Here is a 16234-nt window from a genome sequence, read left to right on the forward strand (position 1 = left end):
CTGTTGCCTCCCCCTGCGCCTGTCCTCAGCCCGGCCGGTAGACCTTGGCTGCCCCCTGGCGAAACTCGACCGATTTTTCCGCCATGCCGCGCTGGCGCGCCTCGTCCACGCTGGCATGCCCACGGGAAGCGGCGTACTCGCGCACTTCCTGCGTGATCTTCATGGAACAGAACTGCGGTCCGCACATGGAACAGAAATGCGCCAGCTTGTGCGCCTCCTTGGGCAGCGTCTGGTCGTGGTACTCGCGCGCGCGCTCCGGGTCGAGGCCGAGGTTGAACTGGTCCTCCCAGCGGAACTCGAAACGCGCCTGCGACAGGGCGTTATCGCGCAGTTGCGCGCCGGGATGCCCCTTGGCCAGGTCGGCGGCATGGGCCGCGATGCGGTAGGCGATCATGCCTTCTCTCACGTCTTCACGATCGGGCAGTCCCAGGTGCTCCTTCGGCGTGACGTAGCACAGCATCGCCGTGCCGTACCAGCCGATCTGCGCCGCGCCGATGGCCGAGGTGATGTGGTCGTAGCCCGGCGCGATATCCGTGGTGAGCGGGCCGAGGGTGTAGAACGGCGCCTCCGCGCAGGCCGACAATTCCTTGTCCATGTTCTCGCGGATCAGCTGCATGGGCACGTGGCCGGGACCCTCGATCATGACCTGGACGTCGTGTTCCCAGGCCTTCGCCGTGAGCTCGCCCAGCGTCTCCAGCTCCGCGAACTGCGCCTCGTCGTTGGCGTCCGCGATCGAGCCGGGGCGCAGGCCGTCGCCGAGGGAGAAGGCGACGTCGTAGGCCGCCATGATCTCGCAGATCTCTTCGAAGTGGGTATAGAGAAAGTTCTCGCGGTGATGCGCCAGGCACCACTTCGCCATGATCGAGCCGCCGCGCGACACGATACCGGTGACGCGCTGCGCCGTCATGGGAATGAAGGGCAGGCGCACGCCGGCGTGGATGGTGAAGTAGTCCACACCCTGCTCCGCCTGCTCCACCAGCGTGTCGCGGAACAGCTCCCAGGTGAGTTCCTCGGCGCGCCCGTCGACCTTCTCCAGCGCCTGGTAGATCGGCACCGTGCCGATGGGCACCGGCGCGTTGCGGATGATCCACTCGCGCGTCTCGTGGATGTGCTTGCCGGTGGACAGGTCCATCACCGTGTCGGCGCCCCAGCGGATGGCCCACACCAGCTTCTCCACCTCTTCCGCGATCGAGGAGGTCACGGCCGAGTTGCCGATGTTGGCGTTCACCTTCACGCGGAAGTTGCGCCCGATGATCATCGGCTCGAGCTCGGGATGGTTGAGATTGCAGGGGATGATCGCGCGTCCCGCGGCCACCTCGGCACGCACGAACTCAGGCGTGACCTGCGCCGGCAGGCGCGCGCCGAAGGACTGCCCCGGGTGTCGCGCCAGCAGGCCGGCCGCGGCGTAGGCTTCGCGCCGGGCTTCGAGATCGGCGTTCTCGCGCAGCGCCACGTATTCCATCTCCGGCGTCACGATGCCGCGCCGCGCATAGTGCATCTGGGAAACGTTCCGGCCACGCAACGCGCACCGCGGGCTACGCCCGCCGGGGAATGCCAGCGCCGCCGCCTCGAGGTCGCGTGCGCGCTGGCGCGCGAAGGCGGAGCTGCGATCGTCCAGCGGCGCCGAGTCGGCGCGCTCCGCGATCCAGGCCGCGCGCAGCGGGGGCAGACCCTGCAACAGGTCGACGCCGTGCGCGGGATCGGTGTAGGGACCCGAGGTGTCGTAGACCACGATCGCCGGATTGAGCCGGGAGCCGCCGGCGGCCGGTGTCGGCGTCTGGCTGATCTCGCGCATCGCCACGCGCAGGTCGTCCCTGCTGCCGGTGACGTGAATCTTGCGGGAGCCCGGATAGGGCTGCGTCACGGCGTCGCCGAGGCGGGCCGGATCCCGGAGTTCGTCGCGAGGACTTGCGCTCATGTCTTTCCTTGCCGCCGGGAACGACGGGACTCGTTTAATCCGCAGAGCTTAACCCATTCGCGCCGGCGCCCTGCAGAGGCGCCACGATAATCCAATGCGCCGCCGCTTGTCACACTCCGCGGCAGCCACTAACCTCAGCACGCTCGGCCGCAGCGCGGCCCGTCTGAAGCGTTCCGCAAATGGACCTCGCTACTGCAAGACAACAAATGGTAGGCCAGCAGCTCCGTGCCTGGGACGTGCTCGACGAGCGCGTCCTCGACGTCATGGACGCCGTGCCGCGGGAGCGCTTCGTCCCGTCGGAATGGCGCGGGCTGGCTTACGCGGACGCCGAGATCCCGCTGGGCGCCGGCAAGCTGCTGGCACCGCCCAAGCTGCAGGGCCGCGCCCTCCAGGCGCTGCTGCCGCAGGCCGAGGACAACGTGCTCGAGATCGGCACCGGGACGGGCTATATGACCGCCTGCCTCGCGCTGCTGGCCCGCAGCGTCACCTCGGTCGAGCTGCACCCCGCCCTGGCGGCGGCCGCGCGCAGCAACCTGGCGGCCCTCGACATCCGGAATGCGGAAGTCGTCGAAGGCGACGGCCTGGCAATGGAATTCCCGCCCGAGTTCGATGTCATATGCCTGAACGGCTCGCTGCCGGTCGCCGAGCCGCGCTTCGCGCACCTGCTCAGGCCGGGCGGCCGGCTGTTCCTCGTCGCGGGCAAGCCGCCAGTGATGGAAGCGCTCCGGGTGACGCGCCATGGCGAGAACGCCTGGACGACCGACAAGTTGTTCGAGACCTGCCTGCCGCCACTGGAAAATGCGCGGCAGCCGGCGGAGTTCGTATTCTGATGATCAAGGAAATGAGTCCGGTGGAATTCGTGGCGCGACGCGACAAGGGCGAGACGCCCGTGTTGCTGGACGTGCGCGAAGACTGGGAGCTGGGGATCGCCCGCGTCGAAGGCGCCGTGCACATCCCCATGGGGGACATTCCGGCCCGCCTGGGGGAGCTGGAGCCTGAGCGCGAGGTGGTGGTGCTGTGCCGCAGCGGCGGCCGCAGTGCCCAGGTGGCGCGCTTCCTCGAGCAGCAGGGCTTCTCCAGCGTGTGGAACCTCGCCGGGGGCATCCTCGCATGGGCCCAGCAGGTGGATCCCAGCCTGACGCCCTACTGAGACTGCACCGGTCCGGACTTGCTCCCGGGACAGCGATATGGTGATATATCTCACTATATCACCGGCGCCTCAAACAGCAGATTCAAGGAATCGCCCATGAAGCTCAACAGCCTGTATTCGTTGCTCGCGGCCCTGGCGCTGCTCGCCTCCTCCCAGGCCGGCGCCACCAGCCTGTTCGAAGCCTATCGCGACGCCCTGCGCAGCGACCCCACCCTGCGCGAGGCCGCCGCGAATCGTTCCGCCACGCTGGAAGCGAAGCCGCAGGCGCGCGCCGCCCTGCTGCCGCAGATCGAGGCCACCGGCAGTTACCAGCACTCGTCCAGCTCGGGCACGCAGACCTTCACCCAGCGGCTGGAATCGGGGCAGGTCGTGACGTTGTCTTCCGGCTTCCGCCAGGAAGTGGAGCCGCTGCGCAACTGGCAGCTGCGCGTCACCCAGACCCTGTTCCGCTGGGACCAGTGGGTCGCCTTGCGCCAGGCCGACAAGGAACTGGCGCGGGCCGAAGCCGAGTTCCGCGCCGCCGAGCAGGACCTCATGGCGCGTGTCGCCAACCGGTATTTCGAGATCCTCGGCGCACGCGCCACCCTGGAAGCGGCGGAAGCCGCGCGCGAGGCCATCGGCCGCCAGCTGGAGCAGGCCGAGAAACGTTTTGAGGTCGGCCTGTCCGCCATCACGGACGTGCAGGAAGCCCAGGCCAGCTTTGACGCCGCCACCGCCGGCGTCATCGAGGCGAAGCGGACCTACGCCGTCGCGCGCGAGTTCCTGCGCGAAATCACGGGCGTGTATTACGACGATCTCGCCGACGCAGGCCCCGACACGCCGCTGGTCTCGCCCGAGCCCGACGACGTCGATGAATGGGTGCAGACGGCGCTGTCGCGCAACCTGAGCCTGGAGGCTGCCCGCATCGCCGCGGACATCAGCCGCGACAATATTTCCCTGCAGCGCAGCGGCCACTATCCCGCGCTGGAGCTGTTCGCCACGCGGGGCAATTCGCGCGTCACGGCCGAGCGCCAGGACAGCCCCGTGGTCCTGCCCGGCGACCCGGATCCCGGCCCGCAGCCCTTCCTGCCGGCCGACAGCGATTCCTGGCAGGACGCCTACGGCGTCCAGGTGCGCGTGCCCATCTACTCTGGCGGCGCCGTCAGCGCCGGGGTGCGCGAAGCGACTTACCGTCATGAAGCCAGCCAGCAGCAGCTCGAGCGCGTGGCCCGCCAGACTGAGCGCGCCGCGCGCGACGCGTATCTCTCGGTGACCTCGGAAATCAGCCGCGTCGAGGCGCTGACCCAGGCCGTGGAATCCGCGCAGACCGCGCTGCGCGCCACCGAGGCCGGCTTCGAGGTCGGCACGCGCACCACGGTGGACGTCCTGCAGTCGCGGCGCCAGCTGTTCGAGGCCCAGCGCGACCTGGCCAACAGCCGCTATACCTACCTGGTCAACGCGCTGCTCCTGAAGCAGGCGGCGGGCACATTGCAGGAGGCGGACATCAGGGAAATCGATGGCTGGCTGAAGCCCGCCGACCAGGTGCCCACGCCCAGCCAGCCGGCGCCCTGAGCGGCGACAGCCTCAGCGCTACGCCAGCAGCGGCGCCAGCAACTCGCGGAGCTTCTCCAGCGCGCCGCTGCTCTGCTCGAAGACCCGCCGGGCGCGGGCGCCGCGCTCTGCGCGCAGTGCGGTATCCAGCAGCAGGGCTGTGACCGCCGCGCCGAGCCGCTGCGCATCGGGCACGATCTCCAGCCCGCCGGACTCCGCCAGGATCGAGGCGATGTCCTCGGCATTGAAGTTGTGCGGACCGGCCAGCACCGGCAGGCTCAAGGCGGCCGGCTCGAGCAGGTTGTGCCCCCCCACCTCCACCAGGCTGCCACCGACGAAAGCCACGTCGGCGGCGGCGTAGAACATCGGCAGCTCGCCGAGCGTGTCGACCAGGTAGACCGGCTCGGCGTCGCGTGCACCCTGCCCGAGCGTCCGGCGCCCGAATGCCGCGTGCCGGTCAGCAACCTGCTCCGCGACCGCGCCGAACCTGTCCGGGTGGCGCGGCACCAGCAACAACAAGGCGTCCGGGATTCGTGCGGTGACGATCGCATGGGCGTCCAGCGCTGCCTTCTCCTCGCCCTCGTGGGTGCTCGCAGCGATCCACACCGGGCGTGACGGCGCATGCTCGTCCCGGAACGCGCGGCCTGCCGCAACCAGGGCATCCGGGAGCGCCACGTCCGCCTTGAGGTTGCCGGCCACGACCACGTTGGCCGGATTGGCGCCGATGAGCCGGAAGCGCTCGGCATCCTGCTCGCTCTGGGCCGCCACTACGATGCCGTGCGCCAGCGCCGCGCGAAACAGGCTGCTGAAGCGGCGGTAGCGTCCCACCGAGCGCGGCGAGATGCGGGCATTCGCCAGCACCAGCGGCACGCGCTGCGCGCCGCACTCCGCGAACATGTTGGGCCAGAGTTCGGTTTCCATCACGATCACCAGGCGCGGCTGCATGCGGCGGAAAAACCGCCGCACCGAACCGGGGGAATCGTACGGGGCGTAGCTGTGCAGCACGCGATCGCCGAACAGCTCGCTGACGCGCGCCGCGCCGGTCGGCGTCGCCGTGGTCATCACCAGGGGCATGCCGGGGTAGTCGCGCAACAAGGCCTCGACCAGGGCAGAGGCCGCGACAACCTCACCCACGGAAACCGCGTGCACCCAGATGGAGGGGCGGTCGAGCCGCGGGCGCCCGAAGCCGAACCGCTCCGGGAAGCGTCGCCAGTAGGCGCGGTTGCCCAGCCCTTTCCAGAACAGGATCAGGGCGACGACAGGGACCGCAAGGTAGGAGATGAAGACGTAGAGACGGAACAACGGCGCCGAACCCGAAGGGTGTCGGCGATGGTATCACAGCGTCCGCCGCGCCCGGCCCGGATGGCTATAATGCCGGCAAATTGCACGCCCGCTCCGCACCGGACACCAGCTTGAGCAGCACCTCCACGCCCCTGTACCGTTTCCTTGCCCCGCGCTACTGGCCGGTCTGGCTCGCGCTCGGCGCAGTGCGGTTGCTGGTCGCGCTGCCCTACGGCGCGCAACGGATCGCGGGGCGCATCATCGGTCGTACGGCGCTGGTGTTCGCGCGCCAGCGGCGGGCGATCGCCGCGCGCAACCTGGAGCTCGCCTTCCCCGAGCTCGACGCCGCCGCGCGCCGCGAGCTGTTGCGGCGGCACTTCGAGTCACTCGGCATGTCCATCATCGAGACCGGGATGTGCTGGTGGGCCAGCGACGCGCGCATCTCGCGCCTGGTCGAAGTGTCCGGCCTGGAGCATGCCGAGGCGGCGCTCGCTGCAGGCCACGGCGCGATCATGCTCACGGGCCACTTCACCACCCTCGACCTCGGTGGGCGGTTCCTCACTCGCGTGGCGCCGGTCAGCGCCATGTACCGGCCGCATCGTAATCCGCTGTTCGAAGAGATCATGCGCCGCGGGCGCGAGCGCTCCGCGCGCCAGGCCTTCGTCAAGACCGACGTGCGCGCCATGATCCGCGCGCTGCGCACCAACCACCTGGTCTGGTATGCGCCCGACCAGGCTCACAAGCGCGGCAAGTACAGCGCCGTGGTCCCGTTTTTCGGCGTGCCCGCGCCCACCAACACGGCGACCTCCGCCTTCGCCCGGCTGGGCCAGGCGCCGGTGATCCCTTTTTTTCCCGTGCGGCTGCCGGGGCGCGGTGGCTACCGCCTGGAAATTCTCCCGCCACTCAAGGACTTTCCGGGGTCAGACCCCGATGCGGATGCGCTGCGCATCAACCACCTGCTGGAGGAGCGCATCCGGCTGTGCCCCGAGCAGTACCTGTGGGTGCATCGGCGCTTCAAGCCAGCGGGCGCCGCGGGCGAGGACCACTACGGCCCGCTGGGCCGCAAGCGCAAGCGGCGCGCCTCGGCGTAACCCGCCAGCAGCAGGCCCCAGCCCCCAGAACTGAAGGGCGGCATCGTCGCATCGCGCGCGATCTTGCGCAGTGAGCGCTCGAGCCGCGCCAGGTTGTGCTCGCGCCAGGCGCCCGGCGCCCGGAAACGACCGCGATCAAAGTCCAGCAACCAGGCGGCACCCGCTGCGTCGAGCATGATGTTGTGCGCATTCAGGTCCGCGTGGCAGGCGCCGGCAGCATGGAAGCGCCAGATCGTCGCGCCGAGCTCGCGCCAGTCGACCGCCTCGCCCTGCGCGAGCCGGCTCGAGAGGGGTACGGCGGACGGAATGCGCTGCGTGACGAGATCCGCGCGGTACCAGGGCCCGGCGCGGCGCCAGGCCGCGGCGACCGGCCCGGGCACAGGCAGGCCGAGTTCCGCGAGCGCCGCGAGCATGCGCCATTCGCGGTAACAGCGCGTCCGCTCCGCACCGAGCCAGGCATAGCGATCCTGCACGAGGCGACCGAACAGGCCGCCGCGGCGGTAGTGCCGCACGGCCCACTCGCCGCCCGGGGCCGGCACGAACACCACTTCGCCGCGACCGCGCTCGGCGAGCCCGGCCGGGGCGCGCGCACGCAGGGAGGCGATGAAACCCGGGCCGGGCGCCGCGACCAGGGCCGGATCGTACAGCAGCCCCCAGCCGGCGCCCTGCGCGAGCGCGGCGTTCACGGCCGCGCGGGCCTCACTCGGGCGCGCCCGGCGCGTCGGCCAGCACGAACACGGCGCCGCAGTAGGGGCACTTCGCGCTGCCCGTGGCCTCGATGGGCAGGTAGACGCGCGGGTGCGAGTTCCACAACTTCATCGCCGGCGTCGGGCACGACAGCGGCAGGTCGCTGCGCGTGACCCGGTAGAGGCACTCGGTGTTGGCGTCGAGGGGTTCTTCTCCGGCCATGGTCGCTCCCGCAATGTGGGGCGCATTATAGCGGGCCGGGCGCCTCCATGATGCGCTGCCACAGCGCCTGCACCCGGTCGCGCAGTGCCGCCACCTCCGCGACCGGCGCCACCCCGGGGGCGCCGGCCAGCGCCTGGCGATGCAGGCGCTGGCGGAACTCCAGGTAAGCCTCGTGCAGCAGCGCACTGTCCGCGGGGTCCAGCAGGCCGGCATCACGCAGGTCCTCGAGCTGGCGCACGTTATCGCTCCAGCGCAGCAGCGCCGGCCGCTCGGCAGCGTGTTGCAGCACCAGGTACTGCACCATGAACTCGATATCGGCCACGCCGCCCGCGTCCTGCTTGATATCGAACAGCGCCTGCGTCCCGGAAGACAGCTCGCTGCGCATGCGCTCGCGCATCGCGGCCACTTCCGCGCGCAGGTTTTCGCGCCGCACTGCTTCGACCAGGACGCGCTCGCGCAAGGCCGCGAAGGCCGCGCGCACACCCGGGTCCCCGGCCACCGCCCTGGCGCGCAGCAGTGCCTGGTGCTCCCAGGTCCAGGCGCGCTCGCGCTGGTAGGACTCGAAGGCGTTGAGCCCGGTCACCAGCAGCCCGCCCTTCCCGCTCGGACGCAGCCGCGTGTCCACCTCGTAAAGCACGCCGGCCCCCGTGGGCGTCGCCAGCAGGTGCACGATGCGCCGCGTCATGCGCGCGAACAGCATGCCGGTCTCGATGACCGCCGGGCCCTCGCTGCGCTGGATCTCGCCCGCCGCGTCGTGCACGAACACCAGGTCGAGGTCGGAACCGTAGCCGAGCTCGATCCCGCCCAGCTTGCCGTAGCCGATGACCGCCATGTGACAGGGCGACAATGCGTCCTCGTCGTCGCCGCACAGCGGACGGCCGTGGCGCCGTTCGGCGTCGTCGCGCGCGATGCGCACGCATGCTTCCAGCAGCACCTCCGCGATCCAGGTGAGCTGGTCGCTGACCTTCATGACCGGCAGGCGGCCCGTCAGGTCGGCCACCGCCACGCGGAACACGGCGGCACGCTGGAAATTGCGCAGCGCGTCCATCAGCCCCTCGAGATCCTCCGGCTCGACCCCGGCGAGACGCTCCTCGAGCTCCACGCCGAGCTGGTCCCGTCCCGGCGGCGACTCCATCACCCGCGGGTCGATGAGGTCGTCCAGCAGCAACGGATGCACCGCCACCTGGCCGGCGAGGAACTCGCTGCCGCCGCACAGCGTGATGAAGCGGCGCAGCGCAGCGGGGTTCTCGTTCAGCAGGGCGAAGTAGGCACTGCGCCCGCCGATCGCGCTGACCACGCGCAGCAGGCGCTCGAGCGCCTCCTCCGGCGCCTCGAGCTCACACGCGCCCCGCGCCAGCGCGGGCACCAGGGTGCCGAGGCGCTGCCGTGCCGTCTCGTCCAGGCGCCGGTACCAGCCAGCATCCGCCACGCTGCGCATGGCCTCCAGGGCGCGCTCCGGCGCCGCATAGCCGGCATGCGCCAGGCCATCCAGCGCAGCCTTCTCGCCGGCGTCGCCGCGCCAGGCCGCGGCCAGCCCGTCCGCGCCCTGGTCCGCACTCACGCCCGCCGTCTGGTGCCGGAACCACGTATCCACCCGGGCCAGGTGGCCGTCCAGCCGGGTGCGAAACGCCTGCCAGTCTTCGCAGCCCATGGCGAAAGCCAGTCGCAGTCGACCGACCTCGTCGGTCGGCAGGTCGTGGGTCTGGCGATCCTGCCAGGCCTGGAGCCGGTTCTCCGTGAGGCGCAGGAAACGCCAGGCGGCGCGCAACTCCTGCACCGCCTCCGCTGGCAGCTGGCCGGTCTCCTCGAGCCGCGCCAGGGCGGCCGGCAGCCCCTGCTGCCGCAGGCGCGGATCGGCGCCGCCGCGCAACAGCTGCAGGCACTGGACGATGAACTCGATCTCGCGGATGCCCCCGCGCCCCAGCTTGATGTTGCCGCGCAGCTCGCGCCGCTCCACCTCCGCGGCGATCTTCTGCTTCATGTCGCGCAGCGCCTCGAACAGGCCGAAGTCCAGGTAGCGGCGGAACACGAAAGGCCGCAGCACGTCGCGGTAGAGCCCCATGCCGGCGCGGTGGCCGGTCACGGCGCGCGCCTTCACATAGGCATAGCGCTCCCAGGCGCGACCGTGTTGCTGCAGGTAATTCGCGAACGCGGTCAGGCTCATGGCCAGCGGGCCGCTCTCGCCGAAGGGGCGCAGGCGCATGTCGACCCGGAACACGAAGCCGTCGGCCGTCACTTCGTCCAGCAGGCGGATCAGCTCGCGCCCGGCGCGGGTGAAGAACTGCTCGTTGCTCAGCGGCCGCTCGCCGTCGGTCTCGCCGGCCTCCGGGTAGAGAAACACCAGGTCGATGTCGGAGGAGAAATTGAGCTCGCCGCCGCCGAGCTTGCCCATGGCGATCACCAGCAGGCGTTGCACCACGCCGTCCGACCCGCGCGGCTGGCCGTGCCGCGCGCTCAGGCGTGCATGCACCCAGTCATCGGCGGCCCGGATGCAGACCTCGGCCAGCTCGCTGAGGTGCCCGAGGGTTTCTTCCAGCACAGCCCACCCGGCCAGGTCGCGCCAGGCGATGCGCAGCATCTCGCCGCGGCGGAAGGCGCGCAGTCGCGTCATCGCCTCGGCCTCGTCCGCGACGCCGCCCAGCAGCTCCCCCGCCGCGCCCAGCAACGTACCCGGCGTCCACGGCTGCTGCGCCGCGGTGGCCAGGGCATGCAACTGCGCACCGCCGCGCAGGGCATGCTCGACGACGAACTCGCTGGCAGCCCACACCCGCGGTGCCGCCTCCGCCAGCGCCGCCACAGCGGCGAAATCGCCGGCCTCGTCCGGCCATTGCGCGGCGAAGCGACGCCAGCGTTCAGGCAGGTCACGCTGCAGGGGTTCGGGCAGGGCCGCCAGGCCGGCGGCCACCGGATCGGTCGCGGCGGATGATGTCATCGCTGCAGAGGATATCAGCGTGCCGGCCGGAGCGGCGCGGCAAAAGAAAGGGCCGGGCGACATTGCCGCCCGGCCCTTCCGGTCTCTGCGTCTCCGCGACTGTGCGGATACTTACATCATGCCGTCCATGTCAGGCATCGCGGGCGCCTTCTCATCGTCCTTCGGCATTTCCGCGATCATCACTTCGGTGGTGAGCAACAGGCCGGCCACGGAAGCGGCGTTCTGCAGCGCCAGGCGGGTGACCTTGGTGGGATCCAGGATGCCCATGTCGATCAGGTCGCCGTACTCGCTGGACGCAGCGTTGTAGCCGTAGTTGCCCTTGCCTTCGCGCACCTTGTTGAGCACCACGGAGCCATCCTCGCCCGCATTGGCGACGATCTGGCGCAGCGGCTCCTCGGCAGCGCGGAGCAGGATCTTCACGCCCATGTCCTGGTCGTGGTTGTCGCCCTTGAGCTTGCCCAGCTCGGCCACCGCGCGCACCAGCGCCACGCCGCCGCCCGGGACCACGCCCTCCTCGACCGCCGCGCGCGTGGCGTGCAGCGCGTCTTCGACGCGGGCCTTCTTCTCCTTCATCTCGACCTCGGTGGCCGCACCGACCTTGATCACGGCGACGCCGCCGGCGAGCTTGGCGACCCGCTCCTGCAGCTTCTCCTTGTCGTAGTCGGAGGTGGCGTCCTCGATCTGGGCGCGGATCTGCTCGATGCGGCCCTTGATGTCGTCGGCCTTGCCGTGGCCGTCGATGATGGTGGTGTTCTCCTTGGTGACCTGCACCTTCTTCGCCTCGCCGAGGTCGGCCAGGGAGGCCTTCTCGAGCTGCAGGCCGACTTCCTCGGAGATCACCGTGCCGCCGGTCAGGATGGCGATGTCCTGCAGCATGGCCTTGCGGCGGTCGCCGAAGCCCGGCGCCTTCACGGCGGCGACCTTGACGATGCCGCGGATGGTGTTCACCACCAGCGTTGCCAGCGCCTCGCCCTCGACGTCCTCGGACACGATCAGCAGCGGACGGCCGGACTTGGCGACGGCCTCCAGCAGCGGCAGCATCTCGCGGATGTTCGAGATCTTCTTGTCGTGCAGCAGGATGTAGGGGTTCTCGAGCACCACCGACTGGGTCTGCTGGTCATTGATGAAGTATGGCGAGAGGTAGCCGCGGTCGAACTGCATGCCCTCGACCACGTCCAGCTCGCTCTCCAGGCCCGAGCCGTCCTCGACGGTGATCACGCCTTCCTTGCCGACCTTGTCCATCGCCTCGGCGATGCGGTTGCCGATCTCGCTGTCGCCGTTGGCCGAAATCGTGCCGACCTGGGCGATGGCCTTGCGGTCCTCGCAGGGCTTCGACAACTTCTTCAGCTCGGCGATGATGCTGGCGGTGGCCTTGTCGATGCCGCGCTTCAGGTCCATCGGGTTCATGCCGGCAGCCACTGACTTCATGCCCTCGCGCAGGATCGCCTGCGCCAGCACGGTGGCGGTGGTGGTGCCGTCGCCGGCCTCGTCGGAGGTCTGCGAGGCGACTTCCTTCACCATCTGCGCGCCCATGTTCTCGAACCGGTCCTGCAGCTCGATTTCCTTGGCGACGGAGACGCCGTCCTTGGTCACGGTCGGCGAACCGAAGCTCTTCTCGAGCACGGCGTTGCGGCCCTTCGGGCCGAGGGTCACCTTGACGGCGTTGGCGAGGATGTTGACGCCGCGGACCATGCGGCCACGCGCTTCATCACTGAACTTGACTTCTTTTGCAGCCATGGATGTCTGCTCCTTGGGTATCTGTGTTCGCTGGGAAGGAGGTGCGGGGCGCTCAGCCCTCGAGCACGGCCATGACGTCGTCTTCGCGCATCACGAGCACGTCTTCGCCGTCGACCTTCACCTCGGTGCCGCTGTACTTGCCGAAGAGGACGCGATCGCCCACCTTCAGGTCGAGCGGGCGGGTTTCGCCGTTCTCGAGGATCTTGCCGTTGCCCACGGCGATCACTTCACCGCGGATCGGCTTCTCGGTGGCAGTGTCGGGAATGACGATGCCGCCCGGCGAAGTGCGCTCTTCCTCGAGACGCTTGATAACGACCCGGTCATGAAGCGGACGAATCTTCATATTCGCTTTCTCCTTGAAATTCATTGGGTTGTGGAATCCAACCCGGACCATTTTGACGGGCGAGACTGTTAGCACTCACCCCGAGTGAGTGCTAATAATAGGGACGGATCGGCCGGAGTCAAGGGTGGACGCCTACGCATGGCGTGAACCGGGCCGGGCCGCTATCCTTGGCGGCCACGAAATTCGGCGGAACTGCGCAAGTGACTGAACCGCAATGTATTGTCGTGCTCTGTACTTGTCCGGAAGGTGACGCGGCCGGCGACATCGCCCGCGCCCTGGTCGAGGAAGGCCTGGCGGCGTGCGTGAATCGCCTGCCCGGCGTGGTGTCGAACTTTCGCTGGGAAGGGCGCGTGGAGGAAGAACGCGAGATCCTGCTGCTCATCAAGTCCACCCCGGCACGACTCGATGACCTCAGCGCGCGTATCAAGGCACTGCACCCCTACGAACTTCCGGAGGTCGTGGCTGTCCCTGTAACCGGGGGCCTCGCAGGCTACCTCGACTGGGTGCGCAGCAGCGTGGCCGGCGCTTCCGGCTCATGAACGGCGAAGAATAATGTTGAGACTGATCCTGCTGGCGCTCGGCACGCTGCTGTCCCTGTCCGCTGCGGCCGAGCCGCAGCTGCTGCGCGCGGAGCAAGCCTTCCGTTACACCGCCGTGCACGAGGGCGGCGAGGTCGTGGTGCGCTGGCAGGCCGCCGACGGCTACTACATGTACCAGGACCGCTTCGGTTTCCGCAGCCTCGACCCGGCCGTCAGCCTGGGCGAGCCGGTGATGCCGGCCGGCCTGCCCTACGAGGACGAGTTCTTCGGCGCCACGACGATCCATCGCGGCGACTTCGAGATCCGCGTCCCCATGACCGGCGCGCCCGGCGACGCCCCCTTCCCCATCGAAATCCGCTCCCAGGGCTGCGCCGACATCGGCGTGTGCCTGCCGCCGCAGACCTGGCAGGCCGAAGTCGCGTCCGCAGCCGCCGCGGCGCCCGGACCTGCCGCCGGCACGCCGGGGCCCGCCGCGGAACGACCGCGGCGTTCCTTGCTGTCCTTCCTCACCGGCAACGGGGCCCCGGGCCAGCAGGCCTTCCTGCCGCCGCAGGAGGCCTTCAAGACGCGCGCCTGGCGCGACGGCGAGCGCATCGTGCTGGAGTGGGACATCGCGCCGGGCTATTACCTCTACCGCGACAAGTTCGGCGTCAGTGCCGACGGCGTCGAGCTGCCCGCGGGTTTCCCCGCCGGTGAAATCATTCATGACGAGACCTTCGGCGACGTCGAAGTGTTGTTCGACTCGGCCGCCACCAGCGTGGTGCCGCCGCAAGGAGTCGAGGCGCTGGTGGCTCGCTACCAGGGCTGCGCCAAGGACGGCATCTGCTACCCGCCGGAGAAGTGGACCGTCACCCTGGCCGGGCTCGGCGCAGCGCCTGCGGGCGCGGCCGGCGCCACGAGCAGAGCGGGCAGCGCAGGCAACGCGATCAGCGGCGCGGCCGCCGGCCAGGCCCCCGTGTCCGAAACCGATCGCCTCGCGGCGCTGATCAGCGACGGCTCGCTGCCGGCCGTGCTCGGCGTGTTTTTCGGCCTCGGACTGCTGCTGGCATTCACGCCCTGCGTGCTGCCCATGGTGCCCATCCTGTCCGGGCTGATCGTCGGCCAGGGCGCCGGCCTGACGACGCGGCGGGCTTTCTCGCTTTCGGCCGTATTCGTGCTGGCCATGGCGCTGACCTACACCATCGCCGGGGTCGTGGTGGCCCTGCTCGGCTACAACCTGCAGGCCGCATTCCAGCATCCGGCGGTGCTGTCGGGCTTCGCCGTCGTCTTCCTGCTGCTGGCGCTGGCCATGTTCGGCTTCTACGAGCTGCAGGTGCCGGCCTCGTTGCAGGCGAAGCTGATCAACCTGTCCAACCGCCAGCGCTCGGGCACCTGGATCGGAGCGGGCGCCATGGGCGTGTTCTCCGCTCTCATCGTGGGACCGTGCGTGGCGGCGCCGCTGGCCGCGGCGCTGATCGTGATCGGCGCCACCGGCGACCCGGTGCGCGGCGGCGCCGCGCTGTTCGCGCTGTCGATGGGCATGGGCGCGCCGTTGCTGGCCTTCGGCGCTTCCGCGGGCAAGATCTTGCCGCGCGCCGGCGCCTGGATGGTGCACGTCAACAACCTGTTCGGGCTGCTGCTGCTGGCGGTGGCCGTGTGGATGCTGGAGCGGATCGTGCCGCCGGCCGTGACGCTGGCGCTGTGGGCGGGGCTGCTGTTGCTCGCCGCCGTGTTCCTCGGCGCGGTCGAGCCGCTCAAGCCCGACGCGGGCCCGGGACGCCGCATCGCCAAGGGCCTCGGGCTGATGAGCCTGCTGTATGGCGCCGTGCTGCTGGTCGGCGCCGCCGCCGGGGGCCAGTCCCCGTGGCAGCCACTGTCCGGCCTGCGCGCACCGGCCCAGGGAATCGCCGCCACCGCCACGACCCGCGAGTTCAAGGTGATCAAGACGGTCGCCGACCTGGAGCGCGAACTGCGCGCGGCGGGCGCTGCCGGGCGCACCACCCTGCTCGACTTTTATGCCGACTGGTGCGTGGACTGCAAGCGCATGGAGCGCTACACCTTCCCCGAGCCGGCCGTGCAGGCCGCGCTGGGCGACACGCTGCTGCTCAAGGCCGACGTGACCGCAAACGACGACGCCGATCGCGAGCTCATGAACCGCTTCAACATCTTCGGCCCGCCCGCCACGCTGTTCTTCGGGCCGGACGGCGACGAGCTGCGGCCTTACCGGCTGCTCGGCTTCGTCCCCGCGGAGCGCTTCGCCCAGCACGTGCGCACGGCCCAGGACAGCGCAGGAGAGCGGCCGTGAGGAAGATCGTCGCGCTGGTCCTGTTGCTGCTGGCCTCCGCCGTCGCCGGCTTCCTGCTCTACCAGGGACTGGCCGGCGGCGGCTTCGGCACGCAGGCCCGCCCGGCGCCTGAATTCACGCTGCCGGACCTGGACGGCGTGGCCCGCTCCAGCGACGAGTGGGACGGCGACATCCGCGTGGTCAATTTCTGGGCCACCTGGTGCCCGCCCTGCATCCGCGAGATCCCGCTGCTGGTGGAGATCCAGGACGAGTACCGCGACCGCGGCGTGACGGTCATCGGCATTGCCGTGGACGAGACCGAGGCGGTGGCCGAGTTTGCCGCCGATTTTGCTTTCAACTACCCGGTCGTGGTGGGCCAGGAAGAGGCCATGAACCTGGCCCAGGCGTATGCCGAGAACTTCATCGGCCTGCCGTTCACCGCCTTCACCGATCGGGCCGGGCGCATCCGCCATATCCACACCGGCGAGATCCACCGCGCCGAGATCGAGGAGATCCTCTCGCGCCTGCTCTGAGGCTGGTG

Annotated in this window: 14 protein-coding genes; 7 read left to right on the top strand and 7 right to left on the bottom strand. The window is 69.9% G+C overall.

Annotated elements, in window-relative coordinates:
- Positions 1 to 25: 25 nt before the first annotated feature.
- Positions 26 to 1918: a phosphomethylpyrimidine synthase ThiC gene (gene thiC, locus G8346_RS14265; RefSeq protein ID WP_166052472.1), complete on the bottom strand. Its 1893-nt coding sequence runs from the start codon at positions 1916 to 1918 to the stop codon at positions 26 to 28.
- A gap of 206 nt (positions 1919 to 2124) precedes the next feature.
- Between thiC and G8346_RS14270 the strand changes: the two genes are divergently transcribed.
- From G8346_RS14270 to G8346_RS14280, 3 genes are all read left to right on the top strand, one after another.
- Entirely contained in the window at positions 2125 to 2748 is a 624-nt protein-coding gene (locus tag G8346_RS14270) for a protein-L-isoaspartate O-methyltransferase (RefSeq protein ID WP_370520667.1), read from the top strand.
- Entirely contained in the window at positions 2748 to 3068 is a 321-nt protein-coding gene (locus tag G8346_RS14275; protein ID WP_166052476.1) for a rhodanese-like domain-containing protein, read from the top strand. The genes G8346_RS14270 and G8346_RS14275 overlap by 1 nt, the downstream gene beginning before the upstream one ends.
- A 96-nt stretch (positions 3069 to 3164) precedes the next feature.
- Positions 3165 to 4619 carry a TolC family outer membrane protein gene (locus tag G8346_RS14280; protein WP_166052478.1) on the top strand — a complete coding sequence of 485 codons (1455 nt, stop codon included), beginning with the start codon at positions 3165 to 3167 and terminating at the stop codon, positions 4617 to 4619.
- Positions 4620 to 4637: 18 nt separating this feature from the next.
- Here the strand turns inward: G8346_RS14280 and waaA are convergent, their stop codons facing one another.
- Positions 4638 to 5900 carry a lipid IV(A) 3-deoxy-D-manno-octulosonic acid transferase gene (gene waaA, locus G8346_RS14285; protein WP_166052480.1) on the bottom strand — a complete coding sequence of 421 codons (1263 nt, stop codon included), beginning with the start codon at positions 5898 to 5900 and terminating at the stop codon, positions 4638 to 4640.
- A gap of 110 nt (positions 5901 to 6010) precedes the next feature.
- On the opposite strand from waaA, the gene lpxL reads away from it, so the two are divergent.
- Entirely contained in the window at positions 6011 to 6970 is a 960-nt protein-coding gene (gene lpxL / locus G8346_RS14290) for an LpxL/LpxP family Kdo(2)-lipid IV(A) lauroyl/palmitoleoyl acyltransferase (protein ID WP_166052483.1), read from the top strand.
- On the opposite strand, the gene G8346_RS14295 is transcribed toward lpxL, so the two are convergent.
- From G8346_RS14295 to groES, 5 genes are all read right to left on the bottom strand, one after another.
- A complete protein-coding gene (locus G8346_RS14295; protein ID WP_166052485.1) occupies positions 6925 to 7656 on the bottom strand; it encodes a 3-deoxy-D-manno-octulosonic acid kinase in 732 nt (243 codons plus the stop codon). The two genes, lpxL and G8346_RS14295, sit on opposite strands and share 46 nt — an antisense overlap.
- A 13-nt stretch (positions 7657 to 7669) precedes the next feature.
- Positions 7670 to 7879 (bottom strand): zinc-finger domain-containing protein, encoded by a 210-nt coding sequence (locus tag G8346_RS14300; protein WP_166052487.1) that lies wholly within the window; start codon positions 7877 to 7879, stop codon positions 7670 to 7672.
- A 25-nt stretch (positions 7880 to 7904) separates the two neighbouring features.
- A complete protein-coding gene (gene glnE / locus G8346_RS14305; RefSeq protein ID WP_166052489.1) occupies positions 7905 to 10811 on the bottom strand; it encodes a bifunctional [glutamate--ammonia ligase]-adenylyl-L-tyrosine phosphorylase/[glutamate--ammonia-ligase] adenylyltransferase in 2907 nt (968 codons plus the stop codon).
- A gap of 111 nt (positions 10812 to 10922) precedes the next feature.
- Entirely contained in the window at positions 10923 to 12548 is a 1626-nt protein-coding gene (gene groL, locus G8346_RS14310) for a chaperonin GroEL (protein ID WP_166052491.1), read from the bottom strand.
- A gap of 52 nt (positions 12549 to 12600) precedes the next feature.
- A complete protein-coding gene (gene groES, locus G8346_RS14315) occupies positions 12601 to 12891 on the bottom strand; it encodes a co-chaperone GroES (RefSeq protein ID WP_166052493.1) in 291 nt (96 codons plus the stop codon).
- A gap of 200 nt (positions 12892 to 13091) precedes the next feature.
- Here groES and cutA point away from each other — a divergent pair, with 200 nt between their 5' ends.
- Genes cutA through G8346_RS14330 form a run of 3 tightly spaced genes read left to right on the top strand, consistent with a single transcriptional unit; the run spans position 13092 to position 16226 of the window.
- Positions 13092 to 13430: a divalent-cation tolerance protein CutA gene (cutA, locus tag G8346_RS14320; protein WP_166052495.1), complete on the top strand. Its 339-nt coding sequence runs from the start codon at positions 13092 to 13094 to the stop codon at positions 13428 to 13430.
- 13 nt (positions 13431 to 13443) lie between these two features.
- Positions 13444 to 15714 (top strand): protein-disulfide reductase DsbD, encoded by a 2271-nt coding sequence (dsbD, locus tag G8346_RS14325; RefSeq protein ID WP_166052497.1) that lies wholly within the window; start codon positions 13444 to 13446, stop codon positions 15712 to 15714.
- Positions 15711 to 16226, top strand: coding sequence for a TlpA disulfide reductase family protein (locus G8346_RS14330; RefSeq protein ID WP_166052499.1), 516 nt, complete (start codon positions 15711 to 15713; stop codon positions 16224 to 16226). Before dsbD ends, G8346_RS14330 begins: the two co-directional genes overlap by 4 nt.
- The last annotated feature ends 8 nt before the right edge of the window (positions 16227 to 16234 follow it).

The organism is Thioalkalivibrio sp. XN279 (genome assembly GCF_011089885.1).
In the GTDB taxonomy this organism is placed as follows: Bacteria; Pseudomonadota; Gammaproteobacteria; order Steroidobacterales; family XN24; genus XN24.